Below are 19,266 nucleotides of genomic sequence, written 5' to 3'. Positions count from 1 at the left end.
AATGAGGCGAAGGGAGGGCGATACCGTCAAACGCCGGGCGGGCCGGACGGTGGACGCCGTAAAGGAAAGCAGCCGAACCTTTCGATCAGACCACACGGGCGCGGAGCAGATCGTGAATGTTCAGGGCGCCGACTACCTGCTGCTGGTCGTTGACCACCAGTAGCGCGTGGATCTGGTGCTTTTCCATCAACTGGGCGGCCTCGATGGCGAGCTTGTCAGCACCGATGGTCTTGGGGCCGCGGGTCATCAGTTCCGCTACGGTCGCGCCGCGTAGGTCGAGATCATCGTCGTCAAGCGCGCGACGGAGGTCACCGTCGGTGAACACACCCAGCAGGTGGCGGTCCGCGTCGACCACGGCGGTCATGCCCAAGTGCTTGCGGGTCATTTCCACCAGCGCCTGCGTGAGCGACGCATTGGGTGCCACCGCTGGGATGCCTTCGCCCGTGTGCATGACGTCGCTGATGTGCAGCAGCAGGCGGCGTCCCAGGCTGCCCGCCGGATGCGAACGGGCGAAGTCTTCCGACGTGAAGCCGCGCGCTTCCAGCAAGGCGATGGCGAGGGCGTCACCCATCACCAGCGCTGCCGTGGTGCTGGCGGTGGGGGCCAGGCCCAGCGGACACGCCTCGGCGGCAATGCTGGCGTCCAAGTGCACACTCGCCTGGTCGGCCAGCGAGGAGTTGGCGTTGCCGGTAATGGCGATCAGGGGGATACCCTGACGTTTGATTACCGGCAGGATGAACAGGACCTCGTCGGTTTCGCCCGAGTTAGACAGCGCAAGCACCACGTCCTGCGGCAGGATCATGCCGAGGTCACCGTGGCTGGCCTCGCCCGGATGGACGAAGAAGGCCGGCGTGCCGGTCGATGCCAGGGTGGCCGCGATCTTGCGAGCGACGTGGCCCGACTTGCCCATGCCAGTGACCACTACGCGACCGGCACAGCCCATGATCAGGCGGCAGGCCTCCACAAACTCGGGGCCGACACGCGGTTCGAGCGCGCGGATGGCTGCAGCCTCGGTGGCGATCACGGTGCGGGCGCTCTGCACGATGGCATCAGCATTGATCGCGTGCTGTTTGGCTGGGGCGACGTGGGCGTTCATGCGTCCTCGAAAGTCTGCCGGATTTCCGCCATGACCCTGAACGGGTTGTCCATGGATGGAAAATTCCGATTAATCATTATGTTATGCGAAATGGACGGCTTGAAGGAGGCGGGCGCCATCATCACGTGTCGTTTCTGCGACAGAGGTTTTCCATTAACATGGCATATTCGCATTTTAACGTCATAGTCGGTGACATTGGATTCGGTTCCTGTCCGGATCGATGGCACTGACCCCTATCTGTAAGTGGAAAAACCATGGACGCTGCCACCATCCAGGCAATGATCGAACAAGGCCTGCCTGGTGCGCAGGCTGCTGTGAGCGGCGACGACGGCGTGCATTTCGAAGCCGAAGTGGTGGCGGAGCAGTTCGCGGGCAAGTTGCCGCTGGCCCGGCATCGCCTGGTTTACGCGACCTTGGGGGATCTCATGGGCGGTGCGATCCACGCGCTGGCTCTGAAGACGCTGACTCCTGCGGAGGTCGCGGCGCGCCGTTGAGGCTGCGCAGCGCCCCGTGCAATCGATTTCGTAAGGATATTTAATGGCCAAGATCCTGATCAGTGGCGGCGAGCCGCTCCACGGTGAGGTGGGTATTTCCGGTGCCAAGAACGCCGTGCTGCCGATCCTCGCTTCCTGTTTGTTGGCCGATGAGCCGGTGGCTATCAGCAACGTGCCCCACCTGCACGACGTGACCACCTTTATCGAACTGCTCGGCCAGATGGGCACGCAGCTGGTGCTGGACGACCGCATGAAGATGCACGTCGACCCGCGTTCCACGGACAAGTATTTCGCCCCGTACGACCTGGTGCGCACCATGCGTGCGTCCATCCTCGTGCTCGGCCCGCTGGTGGCTCGCTTCGGTGAGGCGGAAGTGTCGCTGCCTGGCGGTTGCGCGATCGGTTCGCGCCCGGTTGATCAGCACATCCGCGGCCTGCAGGCGCTGGGTGCCGAGGTGGTCGTGGAAAACGGCTACATCAAGGCCAAGGCCAAGCGCCTGAAGGGCGCCCGGATCTCCATGGACATGGTGACCGTCACCGGCACCGAGAACATCATGATGGCCGCTGCGCTTGCGCAGGGCACCACCATCATCGAGAACGCGGCACAGGAACCGGAAGTGGTCGACCTGGCGCATTGCCTGATCGCCATGGGTGCGCAGATCGAAGGCGCCGGCACCTCGACGCTCATCATCCACGGCGTCGAGCGCTTGCACGGCGCTGAGTACGAAGTGCTGCCCGACCGCATCGAGACCGGTACGTTCCTGGTCGGCGCTGCCATGACCGGCGGTAAGGTGCGTGCCCGCAACGCTCGCGCCGATACGCTGGATGCCGTGCTGGCCAAGCTGGAAGAGGCCGGTGCGCAAATTTCCACTGGCGCGGACTGGATCGAGTTGGACATGCGCGGCCGCCGCCCGAAGGCGGTGAACATCACCACCGCGCCGTACCCGGCGTTCCCGACCGACATGCAGGCGCAGTTCACCGCACTCAACTGCGTGGCCGAAGGGGTGGGCGTGATCACCGAAACGGTGTTCGAGAACCGCTTCATGCATGCGCTGGAACTGCAGCGCCTGGGCGCGGACATCCGCCTGGAAGGCAACACGGCCATCATCAAGGGCGTGGAAAAGATGAGTGGCGCGCCGATCATGGCGACGGACCTGCGCGCGTCCGCCTGCCTGGTGCTGGCAGGCCTGGTGGCCGAGGGCGATACCACCGTCGATCGCGTGTATCACATCGATCGCGGCTACGAGAACATCGAAGAGAAGCTGGGCGTACTGGGCGCAAAGATTCGTCGACTGCCGTCGTAAGCGGCAACGCACTGCCCAAGAAAAAGGCCGCGAAAGCGGCCTTTTTCGTTTCGCAGGAGCACCGTCGCCGGATTACGGCTGCTTATAGCTCACCAGCTGCAACTCAAGGTTGCCGCCGTCGCTTTGCGTCAGCTTCACTGGCACTGGGTACTTCTGCGGGGCATACCACGCGCTGAAGACGTTCTCGTCGCCGCTGCGGACCACGCGTTCCGTCTGGAAGCTGCCGGCAGGCACCTTGACGGTGTCTTTGCCGGTCACCTTGAACTCTTGTGTTTCCACATTGCGCTTCACCGCCACAGGCAGTGCCACGGACTGCTTGCCGGTGCGCAGCGCCAGGCCAATGGCGTACGGCGTGGTGTTGCGATCCACCATGCCGGGCGCGCTTGGGTACGTCATCGGGCCCTTGCCTTCGTCGACCGTCACCTGACCTCCGGTCCAGTTGACCTCGGTATGGCGCTGCTTCTTCTTGAAGCCAGCGTCCATGTTGTAGTCGTAGCTGACGGTTTCAGGGGCGTCGTTGTTCCAGCGGAATTTGGTGGTTTCCGAGGAATTGGCGCCCAGGGCGGCGGCGATACCTGCCGTGCCCTTGATCTGGTTGCTGTAGACCCACTGCTCGTTGCCGGTGGACTTGAGCGTGATCACGGCTTCGCCGATGACCTGTCCACCCTGCGATACCTGGTAGGTCGCCGTGAACGGAGCCGGTGCGGGCGCGGCGGCGAAGGCGGCCGTGGTGGAGAGCGCCAGCGCAAGGCCGGCGGCGAACATGCGGAGAGAGTTGGATGCGGTCATGGGGACCAAAGTCTACGTGTTCATCCTGAACGACTTGTAGAGACGCGTCGGACGCTCAGTCAACCAATGTGCCGTTTCGCAGTTGCAGCGGCGCACTGATTAACGTGCCGTCGAGTGCTACTCGATCGGGCGCAATCAGGTCCAGGCGCTGATCGGCCATGAGCGTCAGCACGGCGGGCAACAACTGATGTTCGTAGGCGAGCAGACGCTGGGCGAGTTGATGTTCGTCGTCGCCCGGCTGGATCGTTATGCGGGCCTGCGCGATCACCGGGCCACCGTCCAGTTCGGCCGTCACGTAGTGCACGCTGGCGCCGTGTTCGGCATCGCCGGCTTCGAGCGCGCGCCGATGCGTGTGCAGGCCGCGATACTTGGGCAGCAGGGATGGGTGGATGTTGATCATCCGGCCGACCCATGGCGCCAGTGCTTCGCCGTCGATAATACGCATGAAGCCGGCCAGCACGAGTACCTGCGCGCCGCTGGCATCGAGCTGGCGGAACAGTTCGAAGTCAAAATCGCGACGCTTGGCGAATGCCTTGGGATCCAGCGTGAACGTGGAAATGCCCGCGTCTTTCGCCAATTGCAATGCACCGGCGTGGGCTTTGTCACTGCCGACCACGACGAAGTCGATGGGCAGTTGTCCCGCGTCGCGCGCGGCGATCAGGGCTTGCAGATTGCTGCCGCGCCCAGAGGCGAGCACGGCCACGCGAAGACGCTGAGTTGTCACAGGCTTAGCCGATGTGGACGCGCTCGTCGCCCTGGGCAGGAACGATTTCACCGATCACCGAGCTCTTCAGGCCGTGCTTGGCGAGCAGTTCGCTGGCGGCGCTCACGGCGTCGCGCGGCAGAATGACGGTGAAGCCCACGCCGCAATTGAACGTGCGCCACATTTCCTCACGCGCCACGTTGCCTTCGCGCATCAGCCACTCGAACACGGGCGGCAACACGATGGCGGAGGCGTCGATGGCGATACCGAGGTTTTCCGGCACCACGCGGATGATGTTTTCTTTCAGGCCGCCGCCGGTGATGTGTGCCATGCCATGCACCGGCTGATTCTTCAGCAGGTCGAGCATCGGCTTCACATAGATGGTGGTGGGCGCCATCAGGGCATCGGCCAGCGTGACGCCGCCGAGGTCGAGGTCCAGCGGGTTGCCAGCGCGCTCGAGGATCTTGCGGATCAGCGAGTAACCGTTGGAGTGCGGGCCGGAGGAAGCCACGCCCAGGATTACGTCACCGGCGACGATCTTCTCGCCACTGAGCAACTGCGATTTCTCCACCGCGCCAACGGTAAAGCCGCCCAGGTCGTATTCGCCCGGCGGATACATGTCCGGCATTTCTGCTGTCTCGCCGCCGATCAGTGCGCAGCCAGCCAGTTCGCAACCCTTGGCGATGCCGCCGACCACGGCCACGGTGGTGTCCACGTCCAGCTTGCCGGTGGCGAAGTAGTCGAGGAAGAACAGCGGCTCGGCACCCTGCACCAGCACGTCATTGACGCACATGCCCACCAGATCGATGCCGATGGTGTCGTGGCGGCCCAACTGCTGGGCGAGCTTCAGCTTGGTGCCCACGCCATCGGTACCCGAGACCAGCACCGGCTCTTTGTATTTGCCGGACAGATCGAACAGACCGCCAAAACCGCCCAGGCCACCCATGACTTCGGGGCGGGAGGTGCGCTTGACCAGCGGCTTGATGCGTTCGACAACAGCATTGCCTGCGTCGATATCGACGCCAGCGGCGCGGTAGGTGAGGGCGTCGGACATGGGGGCAACCCGGCGTTGGGAAACGTCGGATTGTAGCAGTGTAGGTGGCCACTTTCCCGGGCCCGGACCCTGAACCGGGATGTCTTCGATGGACGCTGCCGGGCGGATTGGGCAGACTTCCTGCGTTCCCCACCGGATATCGCTCCCCATGCGTCTGTCCCGCCTGCTGCTCATCTGTTTCTTGCTGGGCCTCGCCCCGCTGCTGTCCGTGCATGCGCAGGGGCAGGTGTCGCCCTATACCGTGGTCGTTTCCGTGGCGGATACCAGCGACACCGCCCGCAACGCCGCCTTTGGCGACGCCCTGGCCCAGGTGCTGGCGCGTACGTCGGGGGGGCAGGACCTGAGCAGCAAGCCCGGTTATGCCGACGTGCTCAAGGGGGCGTCCGGTATCGTCCAGCAGTACCAGTACCAGCGGGCCACCACGGGCATGGCCCTGCAGGTGACCTTCGATCAGGCCGCCGTGCAGCGCGCGGTGGCTCAGATGGGCGTAGCCAGCAGCGGTTCGCGTCCGCCGGTGCTGCTGGTGGTGCGCGACGAGGACGGCAGCGTGCTTACGCACGACGCCTTGGCCACCCTCACGCAGACGTTGGCCGCCAAGGGCTACAGCACGGTGCTGGCCGACCCCGCGAAGACCGGGGACACCCCGAACCTGACCAGTGCGGAACCCGACCAGGTCGCTGCGTTGGCTCGCCAGTACAAGACCGGCCTGATCCTGCTCGGCCAGATGCATGGCAACGCCGCCGACTGGGCGCTGGTATCGGGCGGCCCGCAGCAGAAGTGGACCACGCAGGGCGCCAATGCCGCCGCCGTGCAGACCGATGCAGGCAACGGCTTGGTCGACCGACTTGGCAAACAGTTGAACGTGATCGGTTCGGCCACGGTCGACGGCAAGCTCTGGGTGTCGCAGGTCAATTCGGCCATGGATTACGCCAACCTCGTAGCCGTGCTTCGCGACGATCCGAATGTCCGTCAGGTCACCACGTTGAGCGCACAGGGCGATGGCATGCTGTTCGCGATCAAGGCGGCCTTGCCGATGGATGCGCTGGCGAACAGCCTTGCGGCAGGCGGACGCTTGCTGCGTGGGGATTCGCACAGTGATGCTGACGCCAGCTTGCGCTGGGTCCGCTGATCACGCGCCGCGAACGGCGTGTCATCCGTGTGCCGGTTAGATCCGGCACACGGCTTTTGTTTCCGACCTCATGGGATGAGCCATGTCGATGACAGCAGACAGCTCCCGCCGTTGGCAGATGCTCGCGATTGCTGCGGCTATTTTTTACGTGTTCTGGCTGCTCGCGCCGGTGCTGATGCCGTTTGCCTTCGCCGCCATGCTTGCCTACCTGGGTGACCCGCTGGCTGACCGCCTGCAGCGATTTGGCATGGGGCGCACGCTGGCGGTGAGCATCGTGTTCATCGTGCTGCTGCTGTTGACGATCGGTGCGCTACTGCTGTTGATTCCGCTGATCTCGCGCCAGGTCGAGAACCTGGTGTTGAACATTCCGCACTACGTCGACTGGGCCCGGACTACCGCGCTACCGTGGCTGCAGGCCAAGTTGCATCTGGACCCGAGCGCGTTCGACACCGACCGTCTGGTGCAGCAGATCAAGGACCACCTGGGTTCGATCGGCAATGCCGCGTCCGTGCTGCTCGGCAAGATCTCCCGCTCCAGCGTCGGCGTAGTGATGTGGCTGACCAACGTGGTGTTGATCCCGGTGGTGGCGTTCTATCTGCTGCGCGACTGGGACCGGCTGGTGGCCTGGGTCGACAGCATGTTGCCGCGCTCCGTCGAGCCCACTATCGCCCACCTCGCGCGTGAGTCGGACAACGTGCTGGGTGCGTTCGTGCGTGGCCAGTTGCTGGTGATGCTGGCGCTGGGCGTCTTCTACGGCGGCGCCTTGACACTGATGGGGCTGTCGGTCGGCCCGCTGATCGGTATGATCGCCGGCCTGCTCAGCTTTGTGCCGTACCTGGGCTTCATCGTGGGCTTTGGCTCCGCGTTGATCGCCGCGATGGTGCAGTACGGCGATTGGACCCATGTGCTGATGGTGGTGGGCATCTTTACCGCCGGCCAGTTGCTGGAAGGCTATGTGCTGGTGCCTCAACTGGTGGGTGACAAGATCGGCCTGCATCCGGTGGCGGTGATTTTCGCCGTGCTGGCAGGCGGTTACCTGTTCGGCTTCCTTGGCGTGCTGTTGGCACTGCCGGCCGCGTCGGTGATCCTGGTACTGCTGCGTTATCTGGCAGAGCGTTACCGGCAGAGCGATTTGTATAAAGAGGAGGGCGAGGGCGATCCCTTGCTCACCGAAGTGGATGTGGTGGTTGAGACCTCTGCCGGGGAGGTGAAAACCCGGACGACCGTCGATCAAGAAGGCAGCAAGAAGGACGCAGTACCCCCTCCATGATTCCGCAGTTGCCGCTCGCCTTGCGCTGGCCCCGCCGCCAGCGTTTCGAAGACTTCCATCCCGGTAGCAACGTTGTGACGCTGACTGCCGTGGAGCAGGTCGCCTACGTGCCGGGCACGCCGTGGCTGTATCTGGCTGGTCCTGCCGGTAGCGGCAAGAGCCATTTGCTGGTGGCGTCCTGTCAGGCAGCTGTCCAGGATGGTCGCACGGTGCAGTACCTGCCTTTGGCAAGTATTGGCAACAAGGCGGCCGCCATCCGTGGCGTGGCAGGTAGTGAGTTCCTTGCACTGGACGATCTGGGCGCCATTGCCGGCGATCGTGAGGCCGAGCACGCCCTGTTCGACGTCTACAACCGGGCCAAGGCCGAAGGCGCTGCGTTGCTGTTTTCCGCCGAAGCGTTGCCGACCCAATTGGGTCTTGGTCTGCCTGACCTCCGCTCGCGCCTTGGGGCTTTGCAGCAGGTGTTGCTCAAGCCACTGGACGATGCCGAGCGCCGTGCAGTGCTTCGCCAAGAGGCAACCACTCGCGGTATCGAGCTGGACGACACGGTGCTGGACTGGCTGTTCACCCGCTATAAGCGTGATCTCGGTGCACTGCTCGATCTGCTGGACCGCATGGACCAGGCATCGCTGGCGGCAAAGCGACGCATCACGGTGCCATTCCTGCGTGAGTTCCTGCGCGACACCGAACCGGGCGCCTGAAACCTCTTCTAACGGTGGCAGGCATAAAAAAAGGCGCCCTAGGGGCGCCTTTTTTTGAGCGGCCTGTGTTTCTTCAGGCCATCAACAACCGCGGCGTGGCATTGGCGCCGATCGCATCGACCATCGCCTGCGCCACATTGAGGTTGCCGGCAACGATGTTGCCGCTTTCCGGGATGCCGTCGCGACCGGCGAAGTCGCAGTAGCGACCACCCGCCTCACGCACCAGCAGAACGCCGGCGGCCATGTCCCACGGCTTCAGGCCGATCTCGAAGAAACCGTCGTAGCGGCCGGCGGCCACGTAGGCCAGGTCCAGGGCAGCGGAGCCGGAGCGACGGATGTCCTCGGCCTGGCCGAGCATGGCACGCGTCATATCGAGCTGAGCATCCAGGTGCGAACGCTGACGGTACGGGAAGCCGGTGGCGATCATCGAGCCGCCCAGGTTGTCGCGCTTGCCTACGCGGATGCGTCGGTCGTTGAGGTAGGCACCATCACCCTTGCTAGCGGTGAATAGCTCATCGCGCAGCGGGTCGAACACCACCGCGTACATCGGCTCGCCCTTGTCGAGCAGGGCGATGGAGACGCAGAAATGCGGAATGCCGCGCAGGTAGTTGTGCGTGCCGTCGAGCGGGTCGATCACCCAGGTCAGCGGACCCTTGCCAATGGCGCCGCTTTCCTCGGCGAGGAAGCCGTGCGTCGGGTAGGCGCGCTTGAGTTCCTTGACGATTTCGGCTTCGGCCAGGCGGTCCACTTCCGAGGCGAAGTCCATGCGCTGCTTTTCGACGATGTTGAGTCCGTCGATGCGATTCATGTAGCGCAGGATGATGTTTCCTGCGGAGCGCGCGGCGCGCACCGCGACGTTGACGGCGGGTCTTGGCATGGCTTCGGCTTTCAAAAGAACGGGGTTTCGGCGGCAAAGTCTAGCAGAGACGGCGGGCCGGGTCAGGCCGGGCAGGCGGGTGCGGAACGGGTCGGGTTTGACAGGACGGCCGGACATTTCCAAGCTTTGCGCCCGTTTCACAAGTTTCCCGGTCCCCATGAGCGCTGATTCCGACCTCGCCGCCCGCATCCGCTACGTGCTGGTGCGCACCTCGCATCCCGGCAATATCGGTAGCGCAGCCCGCGCCATCCGCACCATGGGCTTCGACCGAATGGCGCTGGTGGCGCCGCACCGTTTCCCTGACCCGGAAGCCTCGGCGCTCGCTGCGGGCGCGGACGACGTGTTCGAGAACGCCATGGTGACGGAAGGCCTGGTCGACGCGCTGGCGGGTACCAGTCTGGCGCTGGGGCTTTCGGCCCGTCGCCGCGGCGTGGACCTGGAGGAGATCACCCCGCGCGAGGCGGCCACCCGGGCGTTGGCTGCCGCTGCGCGCGGCGAACAGGTGGCGCTGGTGTTTGGCAACGAACGCACGGGGCTGGAGAACGAGGAGCTTGCGCGCTGTCACGCCATGGTGCGCATTCCCAGCGTGGATGATTTCAGCTCGCTCAATCTCTCGCAGGCTGTGCAGGTGATGGCCTACGAGCTGCGCGTGGCGTCGCTGGGCGACGTCGCCGCGCCGACGCGCGCCGATGCCGAACCGCCGGCCGATGCGGCGCAGATGGAACGCTTCTTCGAGCATCTGGCGCAGATGCTGGACGACATCGAATTCCATAAGGGCCGCGCACCGACGACCATCATGTTGCGCCTGCGCAAACTGTTCCAGCGGGCGCAGCCCGATGAGCGCGAACTGCGCGTGATGCATGGCATCTTCGCCGACGCACAGCGCATGGCGCAGATCGCCAGTGGCAAGGACAAGTCATCGAAGGGCGAGTGACGCATCGCTCGCCGCCGGCGCTAGGCGTGCGTCCGGTGGTCAGAACCCGTCTTCGTCTACGTCGATCTTCGGCTGTGGCGTGATCAGCAGTTTGTCGATGCGCGCGCCATCCAGGTCCACGACTTCCACCCGAAAGCCGCGCCAGTCGAAGGTTTCGCCGGCCTGAGGGATATGCCCCAGTACCGCCATCACCATGCCGGCGGCCGTGCGGTACTCGTGCTCTTCCTCGCCGGGCAGTGCATCGACCTTCAGCAGTTCTCGCAGGTCGTCGGTCGATAGCGAGCCGTCCAGCAGCCAACTCCCGTCGTCGCGGAGGGTGATCAGCGGGCTTTCTGCCTTGTCGTTGCTACCCAACTGAGTGGCACCCACGATGGCGGCGAGCAGATCGTTGAGCGTCACCAGGCCCACGATATCGCCGTATTCGTCGACGACCAGCGCAAGCTGGGTTTCCGCGTCACGGAACTCTTCCAGCAGGTCGAGTGCACGCGCCGTGGCGGGCACGTACAGCGGTTTGGACAGCTGTCCGAAGATGTCCGGTTTGCCCTCGGCGAAACCGCGAAGCAGGCGCTTCACTTCCACCACGCCGGGAATGTCGCTTTCGTCCTGGCGGTAAACCGGATAGCGGGAATACGGTGTAGTGCGCAGGATTTCCGCGTTCTCTTCGAACGGTGCCGCGGCATCCAGCCAGACAATGCGCGTGCGCGGCGTCATCACGCTGTCCACTGCGCGGTCACCCAATCGCAGTACGCGATTGACCATGTTGTGCTCGTCGCGATCCAGTATGCCGTGTTCGGCACTTTCCGCGACCAGCAGCCGGATTTCTTCTTCAGTCGCGACGTCGCTACCGCGTCCTTTGACATTCAGCATCCGCAGCAGGAGGCCGCTGGTGACATTGAGCAGCCATACGAACGGGGCCGCGATGCGCGACAGCACCATCATCGGCATGGATACATAGCCGGAGATCAGCTCCGGCGCGGAGAGTGCGAGTCGTTTGGGCACCAGTTCGCCGATCACGATCTGGATAAAGGAGATCAACCCAAAGCCGAGCACCAAGCCGATGACTTTGGCGTAGGGCTCCATCCAGGCTGCCCGGCCGCCGTGGATGGCAGTAGCGATGTGGTCGCCCAGCGCATCGCCGGCGAGGGCACCGGTGACCAGAATCACCAGGGTCATGCCCACCTGCACAGTGGATAGGAAGCGCTCAGGCGCTTCGGCGTTGCGCAGGGCCATGCGGGCCCGGCGGCTGTCGCCGCGGGCCATATGCTTCAGGCGCGTCTTGCGCGAGGCAACCAGAGCCATCTCCGACAACGCGAAGAAGCCGTTGCACAGAGACAGCAGGACGACAGTGGCGATTTCGGTCAGCATCGGGGCCGCCGGCCGGGAGTAAGGTCGCGAATGGACATGAGACGCAGTGTAAGGCCTAAGCCGGACCAGATTCGTGACAGCCCCTTGGAGTCCAAGAGCCCTCCCCATGGGATGGGTTGGGGCCTTGATGCGGCGCGGCAGGGGCCTCCTGTAACATACGCGTCATTTTCCGCCCTCCGCACCCCAGGCAATAACCGCATGTTTTCATTGCAAACGATTTTCGGCAAAGGCGACAAGTTCTATGGCCTGCTCGAGCAGAGCGCCGAAGCAGCGCAGGAAAGCGCCAAGGCGCTACACGACCTGGTGACGCGCAAGGATCACGCACCCGTGATGGCCGCCTTTGCCGCTGCGCGTGCCAGGGAGAAGGCGCTGGCGGGGCAGATCAGCGAGGAACTGGTGAATACCTTCGTCACTGCGCTCGACCGCGAGGACATCGAGGCGCTCAACTCGGCGCTCTACAAGATCCCCAAGACCATCGAGAAGTTCGCCGAGCGCTACGAGATTGTCTCTGACCGCATGAATGATGTGGACTTCGGCGCCCGTGCACTCGTGCTGGAGCGCGCCACGGCGGTGGTCTCGGAAATGATCGGCGAACTACGCCGCGGCCTGCGTATCGACCCGGTGAAGAAGCTGCAGGACCGCCTGCAGACGCTGGAGTCGGAAGGTGACCGCATGTTGCTCTCGCCGTATCGCACGCTGTACGTGGAAGGTGGTGATGCCATGCGTGCGATGTTGGCGAAGGATTTGTTCGAGCTGCTGGAAAAGGCCATCGATAAGTGCCGCGATGTCGGTAACACCGTTTATTCGATCGTCTTGAAGAACTCCTGAGGCCGGCACGATGACGTTCTCCCTTTCGTGCCGCCCGGCGTCGTTCCGGGCCGTTGCCGAGGTGCGCGCATGAGCATTGGCCTCGCCATTGCGGTAGTGCTGATCGCGCTGGCATTCACCTACATCAATGGTTTCCACGACACCGCCAACTCCATCGCTACGGTCGTGGCGACCAAGGTGCTGACGCCTGGGCAGGCGGTGATGATGGCGGCGATCACCAACCTGATCGGCGCGCTTTGGGGTACGGCTGTCGCCAAGACCATCGCGGCTGGCTTGCTCAACAGCCATGTGGTCGATGCGGGTCCCAAGTTGCTGATTTGCGCTTTGCTTGCGGCAACTGTGTGGAACCTCATTACGTGGTGGCGGGGCCTGCCGTCCAGTTCCAGTCATGCCCTGATCGGTGCGCTGGTGGGTGCGGCTATCGCGGCATCCGGAGACAACTTTGCTTCGGTGATCTGGTCCCAGGGCGGCGACCATTGGTGGAATGGTTCGGGCGTCATTCCAAAAGTGATCGTGCCGATGGTCATTTCTCCGCTGGGTGGCTTCGTTATCGGTTTCACTGTGATGGGTTTGCTCTATGCGTTGCTGAGCTGGTTCGCGAGTCGCGTAGGGTTTTTGCGCCGCTTTGGCCGCACGCCTTTTGTGAACAGTTTCTTTGGCAAGGCGCAGATTCTGTCGGCAGGTGCGATGGGTCTGGCACATGGCTCCAATGACGGTCAGAAGAGCATGGGCATCATCGCCCTGGCATTGGCCGGCGCTACCGCCGCCGGGCAGTTCGAAGGCATTCCCGATTGGTTGGGCTTCCTGCGTATTCAGGGCACGGCAGGGGGTGGTTTCGACGTGCCGATGTGGGTGGCCGTGGTGTGCGCATTGACGATGGCGGCCGGTACTGCGGGCGGCGGCTGGCGCATCATCAAGACGTTGGGTCACAACATGGTGAAGCTGCATCCGATCAACGGGTTCGCAGCCGAAACCAGCTCAGCCACGGTCATTCTTATGGCCACGCACTTTGGCATTCCGGTATCGACCACGCACAACGTGTCGGCGTCGATCATGGGTGTGGGCGCGGCCAAGCGCTGGAACGCCATCCGTTGGTCGGTGGTGGAGCGCATGGTGTGGGCGTGGATCCTCACCCTACCGATCACTGCACTGTTGGCTTACGGCTTGGTGCGGCTGTCTGCACTCTTCTGAGCCAGCTCTGGCAGGGGCGTAGCCTATGCGCTCCTGCTTCTGGGATTTACAGCGCGTCGCCGCCAGCGGCGACGATGCGCTCCAGCTGATCCCCCAGTTCACCCAGCTCTTCGATCAGTCGCTTCAGCTCCGCGACGTCCAGCAGCTCATATGGCCGGTTCTCGCACAGGTGCAGGTACGGTGAGCCGTCCAGGTCGGCCACGGCAAGAAACCCCTTACGCTGTTCCCAGTTGAAACGCAGACAACGGCGCGGATCGGCCCCTGCCAGCGGGCCGACAGGTGTGGAAATGCGCAAGTAGCGTCGCCCCGATTCGTCTTCGAGTTCTGCGAGATAGATGCCCTGGTGCCGGTCGTGCGGCAGGCTCAGGTCGAAACTGATGAGATAGGGATCGTTGTGGCGCAGCGCGTGCATGCTGCCGATATGGGAACGCACGGCTTCGAAGTGATGCATGGTGCGATCTCCTTGGCAGGCGAATCCGGCCTCGCTACTGTGCCACGACCCAGTGTAAAGAGCCTGTTGAAGATCATGGACAAACCCATGAACGAAGCGCACGCACGCATTTTTGCGGCCATTGCCGCCATCCCACGTGGCCGTGTGGCCAGCTATGGCGCCATCGCCGCGCGCGCGGGCTTGCCAGGGCGGGCCAGGCTGGTCGGTCGGGCCTTGGGTGAAGTACCCGAAGGTATGGAGCTTCCGTGGTTTCGCGTGATCCGCTCCAGCGGGCAGATCGCGTTTCCGGCGGGAAGCCGGGGTTTTCGAGAACAAAGCCGGCGTTTGAAAGCGGAAGGTGTCGAGGTTAAGAACGGTCGCGTGCCGCTTGCCACTTTCGGCCTGGACGCGGACCTCGATCGCGCGCTCTGGGGTATGCCGGGCTGAGGGAAAGGTAGGCCACACCCGTTTTGTGGATGTTATGAACGCGGTCGGGCCGAGAACCTCAGGCTGTGCGACGCATCCGACATTGAACAGGCTCTTGGTGGCAAGGGACATTTGCTAGCATTCACCGATGCTTCCCTCGCCCCTAGATATTCTTCACAGCGTTTTTGGCTACACCCAGTTCCGCGATCAGCAGCAGGCCATCGTCGACCAGTTGATCGATGGCGGGGACGCGCTGGTGCTCATGCCCACGGGTGGCGGCAAGTCGCTCTGCTACCAGATTCCCGCTCTTGTACGGCAGGGCACGGGCATTGTGGTGTCGCCCTTGATCGCGCTGATGCAGGACCAGGTGGATGCATTGCGCGAAGCGGGCGTCGCCGCGGCCTATCTCAACTCGAGCCTGAGTGCGGATGACCAGCGGGAAGTAGAGCGTCGCCTGCTCGAGGGCGAACTGAACCTGCTTTATGTCGCCCCGGAGCGCCTGCTTAGCTCACGCTTCCTGGGCCTGCTTGAACGCACGGAAGTGGCGCTGTTCGCGATCGACGAAGCGCACTGCGTTTCCCAATGGGGACACGACTTCCGGCCTGAATATCGAGAGTTGGCGGTGTTGCACCAGCGCTTCCCTCAGGTGCCGCGCATTGCGTTGACCGCGACGGCGGACGAGCGCACGCGCGAGGAAATCGTAGAGCGACTCGCCTTGCAGAAGGCGCGTCAGTTCGTTTCCAGTTTTGATCGGCCGAACATCCGTTACCAGGTCGGGCAGCGCCACAACGCGCGTCGTCAGCTGATGGAGTTCCTTGAGCGGCATCGTGGCGAGACCGGCATCGTGTACGCACTCAGTCGCCGCAAGGTGGACGAAACGGCTGCGTGGCTGTCTGAAGCCGGTATCGAGGCGTTGCCGTACCACGCTGGACTCGACGCTGCCACGCGCAATGCCAACCAGCGCCGTTTCCTGCGCGAGGACGGCGTGGTGATGGTGGCCACGGTGGCGTTTGGCATGGGTATCGACAAGCCTGACGTGCGTTTCGTGGCGCATCTCGACCTGCCTCGAAGCATGGAAGGCTATTATCAGGAAACCGGGCGCGCGGGTCGCGATGGCCTGCCATCCGACGCCTGGATGATCTACGGTCTGTCGGACGTGGTGACGATGAGTCAGATGATTGCCCAGTCCGAGTCGGCCGATGAGCGCAAGCGCGTCGAGCGCCAGAAACTGGAAGCGCAGTTGGCTTATGCGGAGACCACGCAATGTCGCCGCGAACTGTTGCTCGCTGCCTTTGGCGAGTCGTTCCACGGGCCGTGCGGTAGTTGCGACAACTGCGTTGAACCACCCAAGACCTGGGATGCGACCGTGCCCGCGCAGAAGGCGCTTTCCGCCGTCTATCGCAGCGGGCAGCGCTTCGGCTCGGGGCATGTCATCGGCATTCTTCGTGGCGATGACAGCAGCCGTATGGGCGAGTTGGGCCATGACCGCCTGTCCACTTTCGGCATCGGCGCCGATATGGACGAAAAGCAATGGCGCTCGGTATTCCGGCAACTGCTGGCCATGGGTTTGCTCGAAGCGGATGCCGAAGGCTTCGGCACGCTGCGTCTGACCAAGACGAGCCGCGACGTGCTGGTGGGCAACCGTCAGGTCCGGCTGCGTGAAGATGCCACACCCACAAGGGCATCACGCAAGCGCCGGGACAGCAAGGTAGTCACGGGTAGCAGCTTGGGTGTGGAGGCTTACGAACAGCCGCTGTGGGACGAGCTGAAAAAGTTGCGTACACAGTTGGCCAAGCAGCACGGCGTGCCGCCGTATGTGATTTTCCATGATGCGACCTTGCTCGCGATGCTGCGCGCCTTGCCTTCGAACGAGACGGAACTGGCATCGATCAGTGGCGTAGGCGAGGCCAAGCTAAAGCGCTATGGGCGGGACTTCTTGGCGGTGATCAACGCGCAGGAGTGAGCGCTCCACCTTTGTGGGTCATGGCGGCTCAGCCTGCCAGCTGCCAATGCGTTCCTTCAGCCGACACACGCGAATGTGCCAAGGCGAGTTCCGGGATGAAGCGCCACTGCGCCAGTTCGCCCGGCAGGCGTGCCTGCGGGCAAGCCATGCGTGTGGCGATCAGGGCGGCTTCGGCGGTTTCGTGGCGGCCGATTTCCTGTTCTTGGCATAGGGCTCGCCACTGGCGGCCGTGGCGAATGATGCGGAACAGGCCGGATTTCGACGGATGAACGTATTGCGCCAGCATGGGACGGACAATCTTCTTTCGACAGATGCTGCATAGCCTGCCTGCGGCGGATGACTCCTCTGTGATTCCGTCGCGACGGTTCTGTGGCGGCCATGCTGCGTTTCCATGGCGCTTGTCACCTATATCATCAGCGCGTGAAAACGCGGTTCATCGCGGGCAAAAATCTTCATGAGTTTGCGTGGCTTGCGTCAGGCGGGTCATTTCATGGGCGCGACTGGTCCGGAAAGCTGCCGGGCGACGCGGAATCGCGAAGCGCATCGGGCAGGTGCCATCGAAAGAGCTCACGATCGCCCAAGGCCCAAACGTCGCCTCCCTGCCACGAGAACGCCAAGGCGTGCACATTGCTTTTCGAGGGTGATGCATCGAGCTGAGCGGGCGTCCGTGCCTGCGCGATATCCCACATCGCCAGGCGGGGGCCGCTATGCCTGGGGCCGTTGGAGCCGAGCACTAGGTATCGCCCGTGGGCAGACCGCGCCGCCGCGGCCAGCACATCCATGGGGCCGAGCAATGCAGACAGCACGTGGCCGTCGTTGAGGTCGACAACGTGCATGCCGACGATGCGGCCATGGGGCGCCACGGTGCCGTGCAGCGACGATGGCAGCTGACTGTCATCGTCCGGCGTCAGGACGAAGCCCGTGGCGATCCAGCCGGCTTCGGGGGAGCCTAAGGGCGTGGGTACCCATTGAGCGACGCCGGTGGCGTCCTGGGGATCGGGCGTACCGAACCGCTGTGGCAGCGCCAGTGCGCGCAGTACGCGGCCGGTCGATGCATCGAGTTCGGCTATGCCTGGCTGATCTTCCACCCAGAAAACCTTGGCATCGCGCCAGCGGACCGGCCAGATCAGCGTGTTGCCCTTCATGCGCACGCTCATCATCGACTGGCGTGCCGACGCAAAGGCAGTGTGGAAGGGCCACGTATCGTCGGTGGACGATGGCGGCGTGTCCGGTCGCATGACGGTGAAGTACTCGTGCCCGAGTTTGTTCTTGTCGTCGCCTGCGCCGCCGATAAGGCTGTCGTAGTCATGGCGAAAAAAGGTTGGCAGTTGATCGCCCGCCAATTCCCAGCGAGGGTTCTGCAGATCACTGCGCTCGATGCCGCTCCAGTTCACCGTGTGGCGGATGAGGCGATGCGCGTCGACGTCATAGGCGATCAGCGCGCGAGGTGTGTTGCTTTCAGCGGCGCCGTCGAACCAGGCCGTGCGTCCATCGGCGCTGAGTGAGAGGCGGTTTGTCCCCTCGGCGCCACGCCAGACGTTCTCGACTTTCCATTCGCCGTTCGCCTCGTGAAAACGCCATACATGCTGCCACCAGCCGCTGTCGTCGGACATTTGTGCACTCACGAGCAGGTCGCCATCGGGCAGCGTCAGCAGGTCGTGGGGGTAGAGCAGCGAGCGTGGGCCGGTGACCAGCGTGTCCCAACGTATCGCCTGTGCCTTGATGATCGGGCCGTCGGTGGTTGGGGCGCGGAGCACCAGAGGCGGTACTGCGTCGGATGGCTCGACGGGCTTCACCCATGCCAGCGGTGTGCTCGCGATCTCCATGTTGTTGGGAAGGCTCGCCAGGGCATCGCGCACGGCGAGGAAAACTGGCGCGGGTACGATGCCGTCGCTGACGACGCGGGCCGGTGGTGAACTCAGCACGTTGAAGTTGGCCAGTTGCTTGAACAGGCCTGCATTCGGATTGGGATAGTTGTCGTCGCGAGAGATATCCACCACGGTGGCCGGGTGCCCGAACATCGCAGTGACATCCAAGAGCCTGATGGTCAGCGTGCTGTCGTGTTTGTCGGATAAGACGCGGCTGCGCTTCAGCGTGGCATACCAGCTGGCGTAGGTGACGCGAAATACATCGAGGCTCATGCGGTTCTGCGGCACGGAATCCACGCGGGCACGCTCTTGTGCAAGCCGTTGAGTCATTTCTGCCGGCGTGATGACTCCTTGCGATACCGCGAGTTGCAGGCGAGGCAACGTGAAGTGATCCACCAGGGCGTCGCGCAGATCCGGGCGGCGTGACAACAGCACCCGATCCCAGCCTTCGGGCAAGTAGGCGAGGGGGCCGTTTTCGGCTTCCGCGGTGAACGTGCCAAACGAACTCAGCGCCCGTTGCACGATGGGCTGGACGCTGTCGTAAGGGGCGTCGACCCGCAGCAGAACCTCACCGGCGACCCGGGTGTCTTTGGCGCTGTCCCACACCAGAATCTGTTCTTTCCGCCGCGCGGCGACCGTGGCGTTGTCGCTGAAGTCAGCGGCCGGTGCGATGCGCCAGTGCAGGCCTTCCACGGTTGTTTGCGGCGCGGTGGCTGCAACAGCCTCGTGTGCAGCGGCCATCGCAAACAGCCCAGCCAGCGTCCTTGCCATGCGCTTCATCGTTCCGAGCTCCTAATCCGTGGCTTCCTGAAACGCGAACGGCCCGCATCGCTGCGGGCCGTCGC

The 19,266-nt window shown here is 63.7% G+C and carries 19 protein-coding genes; 10 read left to right on the top strand and 9 right to left on the bottom strand.

Features of this window, described 5'->3' with window-relative positions; translation table 11 throughout:
* Positions 1–85 precede the first annotated feature (85 nt).
* Positions 86–1,096, bottom strand: a complete 1,011-nt coding sequence (locus tag DyAD56_RS00395; protein WP_102300767.1) for a KpsF/GutQ family sugar-phosphate isomerase — start codon at positions 1,094–1,096, stop codon at positions 86–88.
* A 254-nt stretch (positions 1,097–1,350) separates the two neighbouring features.
* Here DyAD56_RS00395 and DyAD56_RS00390 point away from each other — a divergent pair, with 254 nt between their 5' ends.
* Positions 1,351–1,590, top strand: coding sequence for a BolA/IbaG family iron-sulfur metabolism protein (locus tag DyAD56_RS00390; RefSeq protein ID WP_102300766.1), 240 nt, complete (start codon positions 1,351–1,353; stop codon positions 1,588–1,590).
* Between the two features lie 43 nt (positions 1,591–1,633).
* Positions 1,634–2,893 (top strand): UDP-N-acetylglucosamine 1-carboxyvinyltransferase, encoded by a 1,260-nt coding sequence (gene murA, locus DyAD56_RS00385; RefSeq protein WP_102300765.1) that lies wholly within the window; start codon positions 1,634–1,636, stop codon positions 2,891–2,893.
* A gap of 72 nt (positions 2,894–2,965) precedes the next feature.
* On the opposite strand, the gene DyAD56_RS00380 is transcribed toward murA, so the two are convergent.
* From DyAD56_RS00380 to purM, 3 genes are read right to left on the bottom strand one after another with little or no spacing between them, the layout of a single operon-like run.
* Positions 2,966–3,682 carry a DUF3108 domain-containing protein gene (locus tag DyAD56_RS00380; RefSeq protein WP_199178849.1) on the bottom strand — a complete coding sequence of 239 codons (717 nt, stop codon included), beginning with the start codon at positions 3,680–3,682 and terminating at the stop codon, positions 2,966–2,968.
* 55 nt (positions 3,683–3,737) lie between these two features.
* Positions 3,738–4,406, bottom strand: coding sequence for a phosphoribosylglycinamide formyltransferase (purN, locus tag DyAD56_RS00375; protein ID WP_102300764.1), 669 nt, complete (start codon positions 4,404–4,406; stop codon positions 3,738–3,740).
* 4 nt (positions 4,407–4,410) lie between these two features.
* Entirely contained in the window at positions 4,411–5,439 is a 1,029-nt protein-coding gene (gene purM / locus DyAD56_RS00370; protein ID WP_102300763.1) for a phosphoribosylformylglycinamidine cyclo-ligase, read from the bottom strand.
* Positions 5,440–5,587: 148 nt separating this feature from the next.
* Between purM and DyAD56_RS00365 the strand changes: the two genes are divergently transcribed.
* The 3 genes from DyAD56_RS00365 to hda all read left to right on the top strand — a co-directional run bounded on the left by DyAD56_RS00365 (position 5,588) and on the right by hda (position 8,539).
* Positions 5,588–6,568, top strand: coding sequence for a DUF2066 domain-containing protein (locus DyAD56_RS00365; protein ID WP_102300762.1), 981 nt, complete (start codon positions 5,588–5,590; stop codon positions 6,566–6,568).
* An 82-nt stretch (positions 6,569–6,650) separates the two neighbouring features.
* Positions 6,651–7,838 carry an AI-2E family transporter gene (locus tag DyAD56_RS00360; protein ID WP_102300761.1) on the top strand — a complete coding sequence of 396 codons (1,188 nt, stop codon included), beginning with the start codon at positions 6,651–6,653 and terminating at the stop codon, positions 7,836–7,838.
* Positions 7,835–8,539 carry a DnaA regulatory inactivator Hda gene (gene hda / locus DyAD56_RS00355; RefSeq protein ID WP_102300760.1) on the top strand — a complete coding sequence of 235 codons (705 nt, stop codon included), beginning with the start codon at positions 7,835–7,837 and terminating at the stop codon, positions 8,537–8,539. Before DyAD56_RS00360 ends, hda begins: the two co-directional genes overlap by 4 nt.
* A 73-nt stretch (positions 8,540–8,612) precedes the next feature.
* Here the strand turns inward: hda and DyAD56_RS00350 are convergent, their stop codons facing one another.
* Positions 8,613–9,416 (bottom strand): inositol monophosphatase family protein, encoded by an 804-nt coding sequence (locus DyAD56_RS00350; protein ID WP_102300759.1) that lies wholly within the window; start codon positions 9,414–9,416, stop codon positions 8,613–8,615.
* A 157-nt stretch (positions 9,417–9,573) separates the two neighbouring features.
* On the opposite strand from DyAD56_RS00350, the gene DyAD56_RS00345 reads away from it, so the two are divergent.
* On the top strand, positions 9,574–10,350 hold the full coding sequence (locus DyAD56_RS00345) for an RNA methyltransferase (RefSeq protein ID WP_102300758.1): 777 nt from the start codon (positions 9,574–9,576) through the stop codon (positions 10,348–10,350).
* A gap of 39 nt (positions 10,351–10,389) precedes the next feature.
* Here the strand turns inward: DyAD56_RS00345 and DyAD56_RS00340 are convergent, their stop codons facing one another.
* On the bottom strand, positions 10,390–11,715 hold the full coding sequence (locus DyAD56_RS00340; protein ID WP_102300757.1) for a hemolysin family protein: 1,326 nt from the start codon (positions 11,713–11,715) through the stop codon (positions 10,390–10,392).
* Positions 11,716–11,913: 198 nt separating this feature from the next.
* On the opposite strand from DyAD56_RS00340, the gene DyAD56_RS00335 reads away from it, so the two are divergent.
* Together DyAD56_RS00335 and DyAD56_RS00330 are read left to right on the top strand one after the other, a co-directional pair.
* Complete coding sequence (locus DyAD56_RS00335; protein ID WP_102300756.1) at positions 11,914–12,543, top strand: pit accessory protein; 630 nt, start codon at positions 11,914–11,916, stop codon at positions 12,541–12,543.
* 69 nt (positions 12,544–12,612) lie between these two features.
* Positions 12,613–13,734, top strand: coding sequence for an inorganic phosphate transporter (locus DyAD56_RS00330; protein WP_199178848.1), 1,122 nt, complete (start codon positions 12,613–12,615; stop codon positions 13,732–13,734).
* 46 nt (positions 13,735–13,780) lie between these two features.
* On the opposite strand, the gene DyAD56_RS00325 is transcribed toward DyAD56_RS00330, so the two are convergent.
* A complete protein-coding gene (locus DyAD56_RS00325; RefSeq protein ID WP_102300755.1) occupies positions 13,781–14,185 on the bottom strand; it encodes a hypothetical protein in 405 nt (134 codons plus the stop codon).
* A gap of 87 nt (positions 14,186–14,272) precedes the next feature.
* Here DyAD56_RS00325 and DyAD56_RS00320 point away from each other — a divergent pair, with 87 nt between their 5' ends.
* Together DyAD56_RS00320 and recQ are read left to right on the top strand one after the other, a co-directional pair.
* A complete protein-coding gene (locus tag DyAD56_RS00320) occupies positions 14,273–14,611 on the top strand; it encodes an MGMT family protein (RefSeq protein ID WP_102301071.1) in 339 nt (112 codons plus the stop codon).
* A gap of 127 nt (positions 14,612–14,738) precedes the next feature.
* A complete protein-coding gene (recQ, locus tag DyAD56_RS00315; RefSeq protein WP_102300754.1) occupies positions 14,739–16,553 on the top strand; it encodes a DNA helicase RecQ in 1,815 nt (604 codons plus the stop codon).
* A gap of 28 nt (positions 16,554–16,581) precedes the next feature.
* On the opposite strand, the gene DyAD56_RS00310 is transcribed toward recQ, so the two are convergent.
* Positions 16,582–16,839, bottom strand: coding sequence for a hypothetical protein (locus DyAD56_RS00310; protein WP_102300753.1), 258 nt, complete (start codon positions 16,837–16,839; stop codon positions 16,582–16,584).
* 202 nt (positions 16,840–17,041) lie between these two features.
* Positions 17,042–19,201: a hypothetical protein gene (locus tag DyAD56_RS00305; RefSeq protein WP_102300752.1), complete on the bottom strand. Its 2,160-nt coding sequence runs from the start codon at positions 19,199–19,201 to the stop codon at positions 17,042–17,044.
* Positions 19,202–19,266 lie beyond the last annotated feature (65 nt).

The organism is Dyella sp. AD56, from assembly GCF_002878475.1.
In the GTDB taxonomy this organism is placed as follows: Bacteria; Pseudomonadota; Gammaproteobacteria; order Xanthomonadales; family Rhodanobacteraceae; genus Dyella.
The sequence above is the reverse complement of the archived record's forward strand: the minus strand, read 5'-3'. Positions and strand labels throughout refer to the sequence as shown.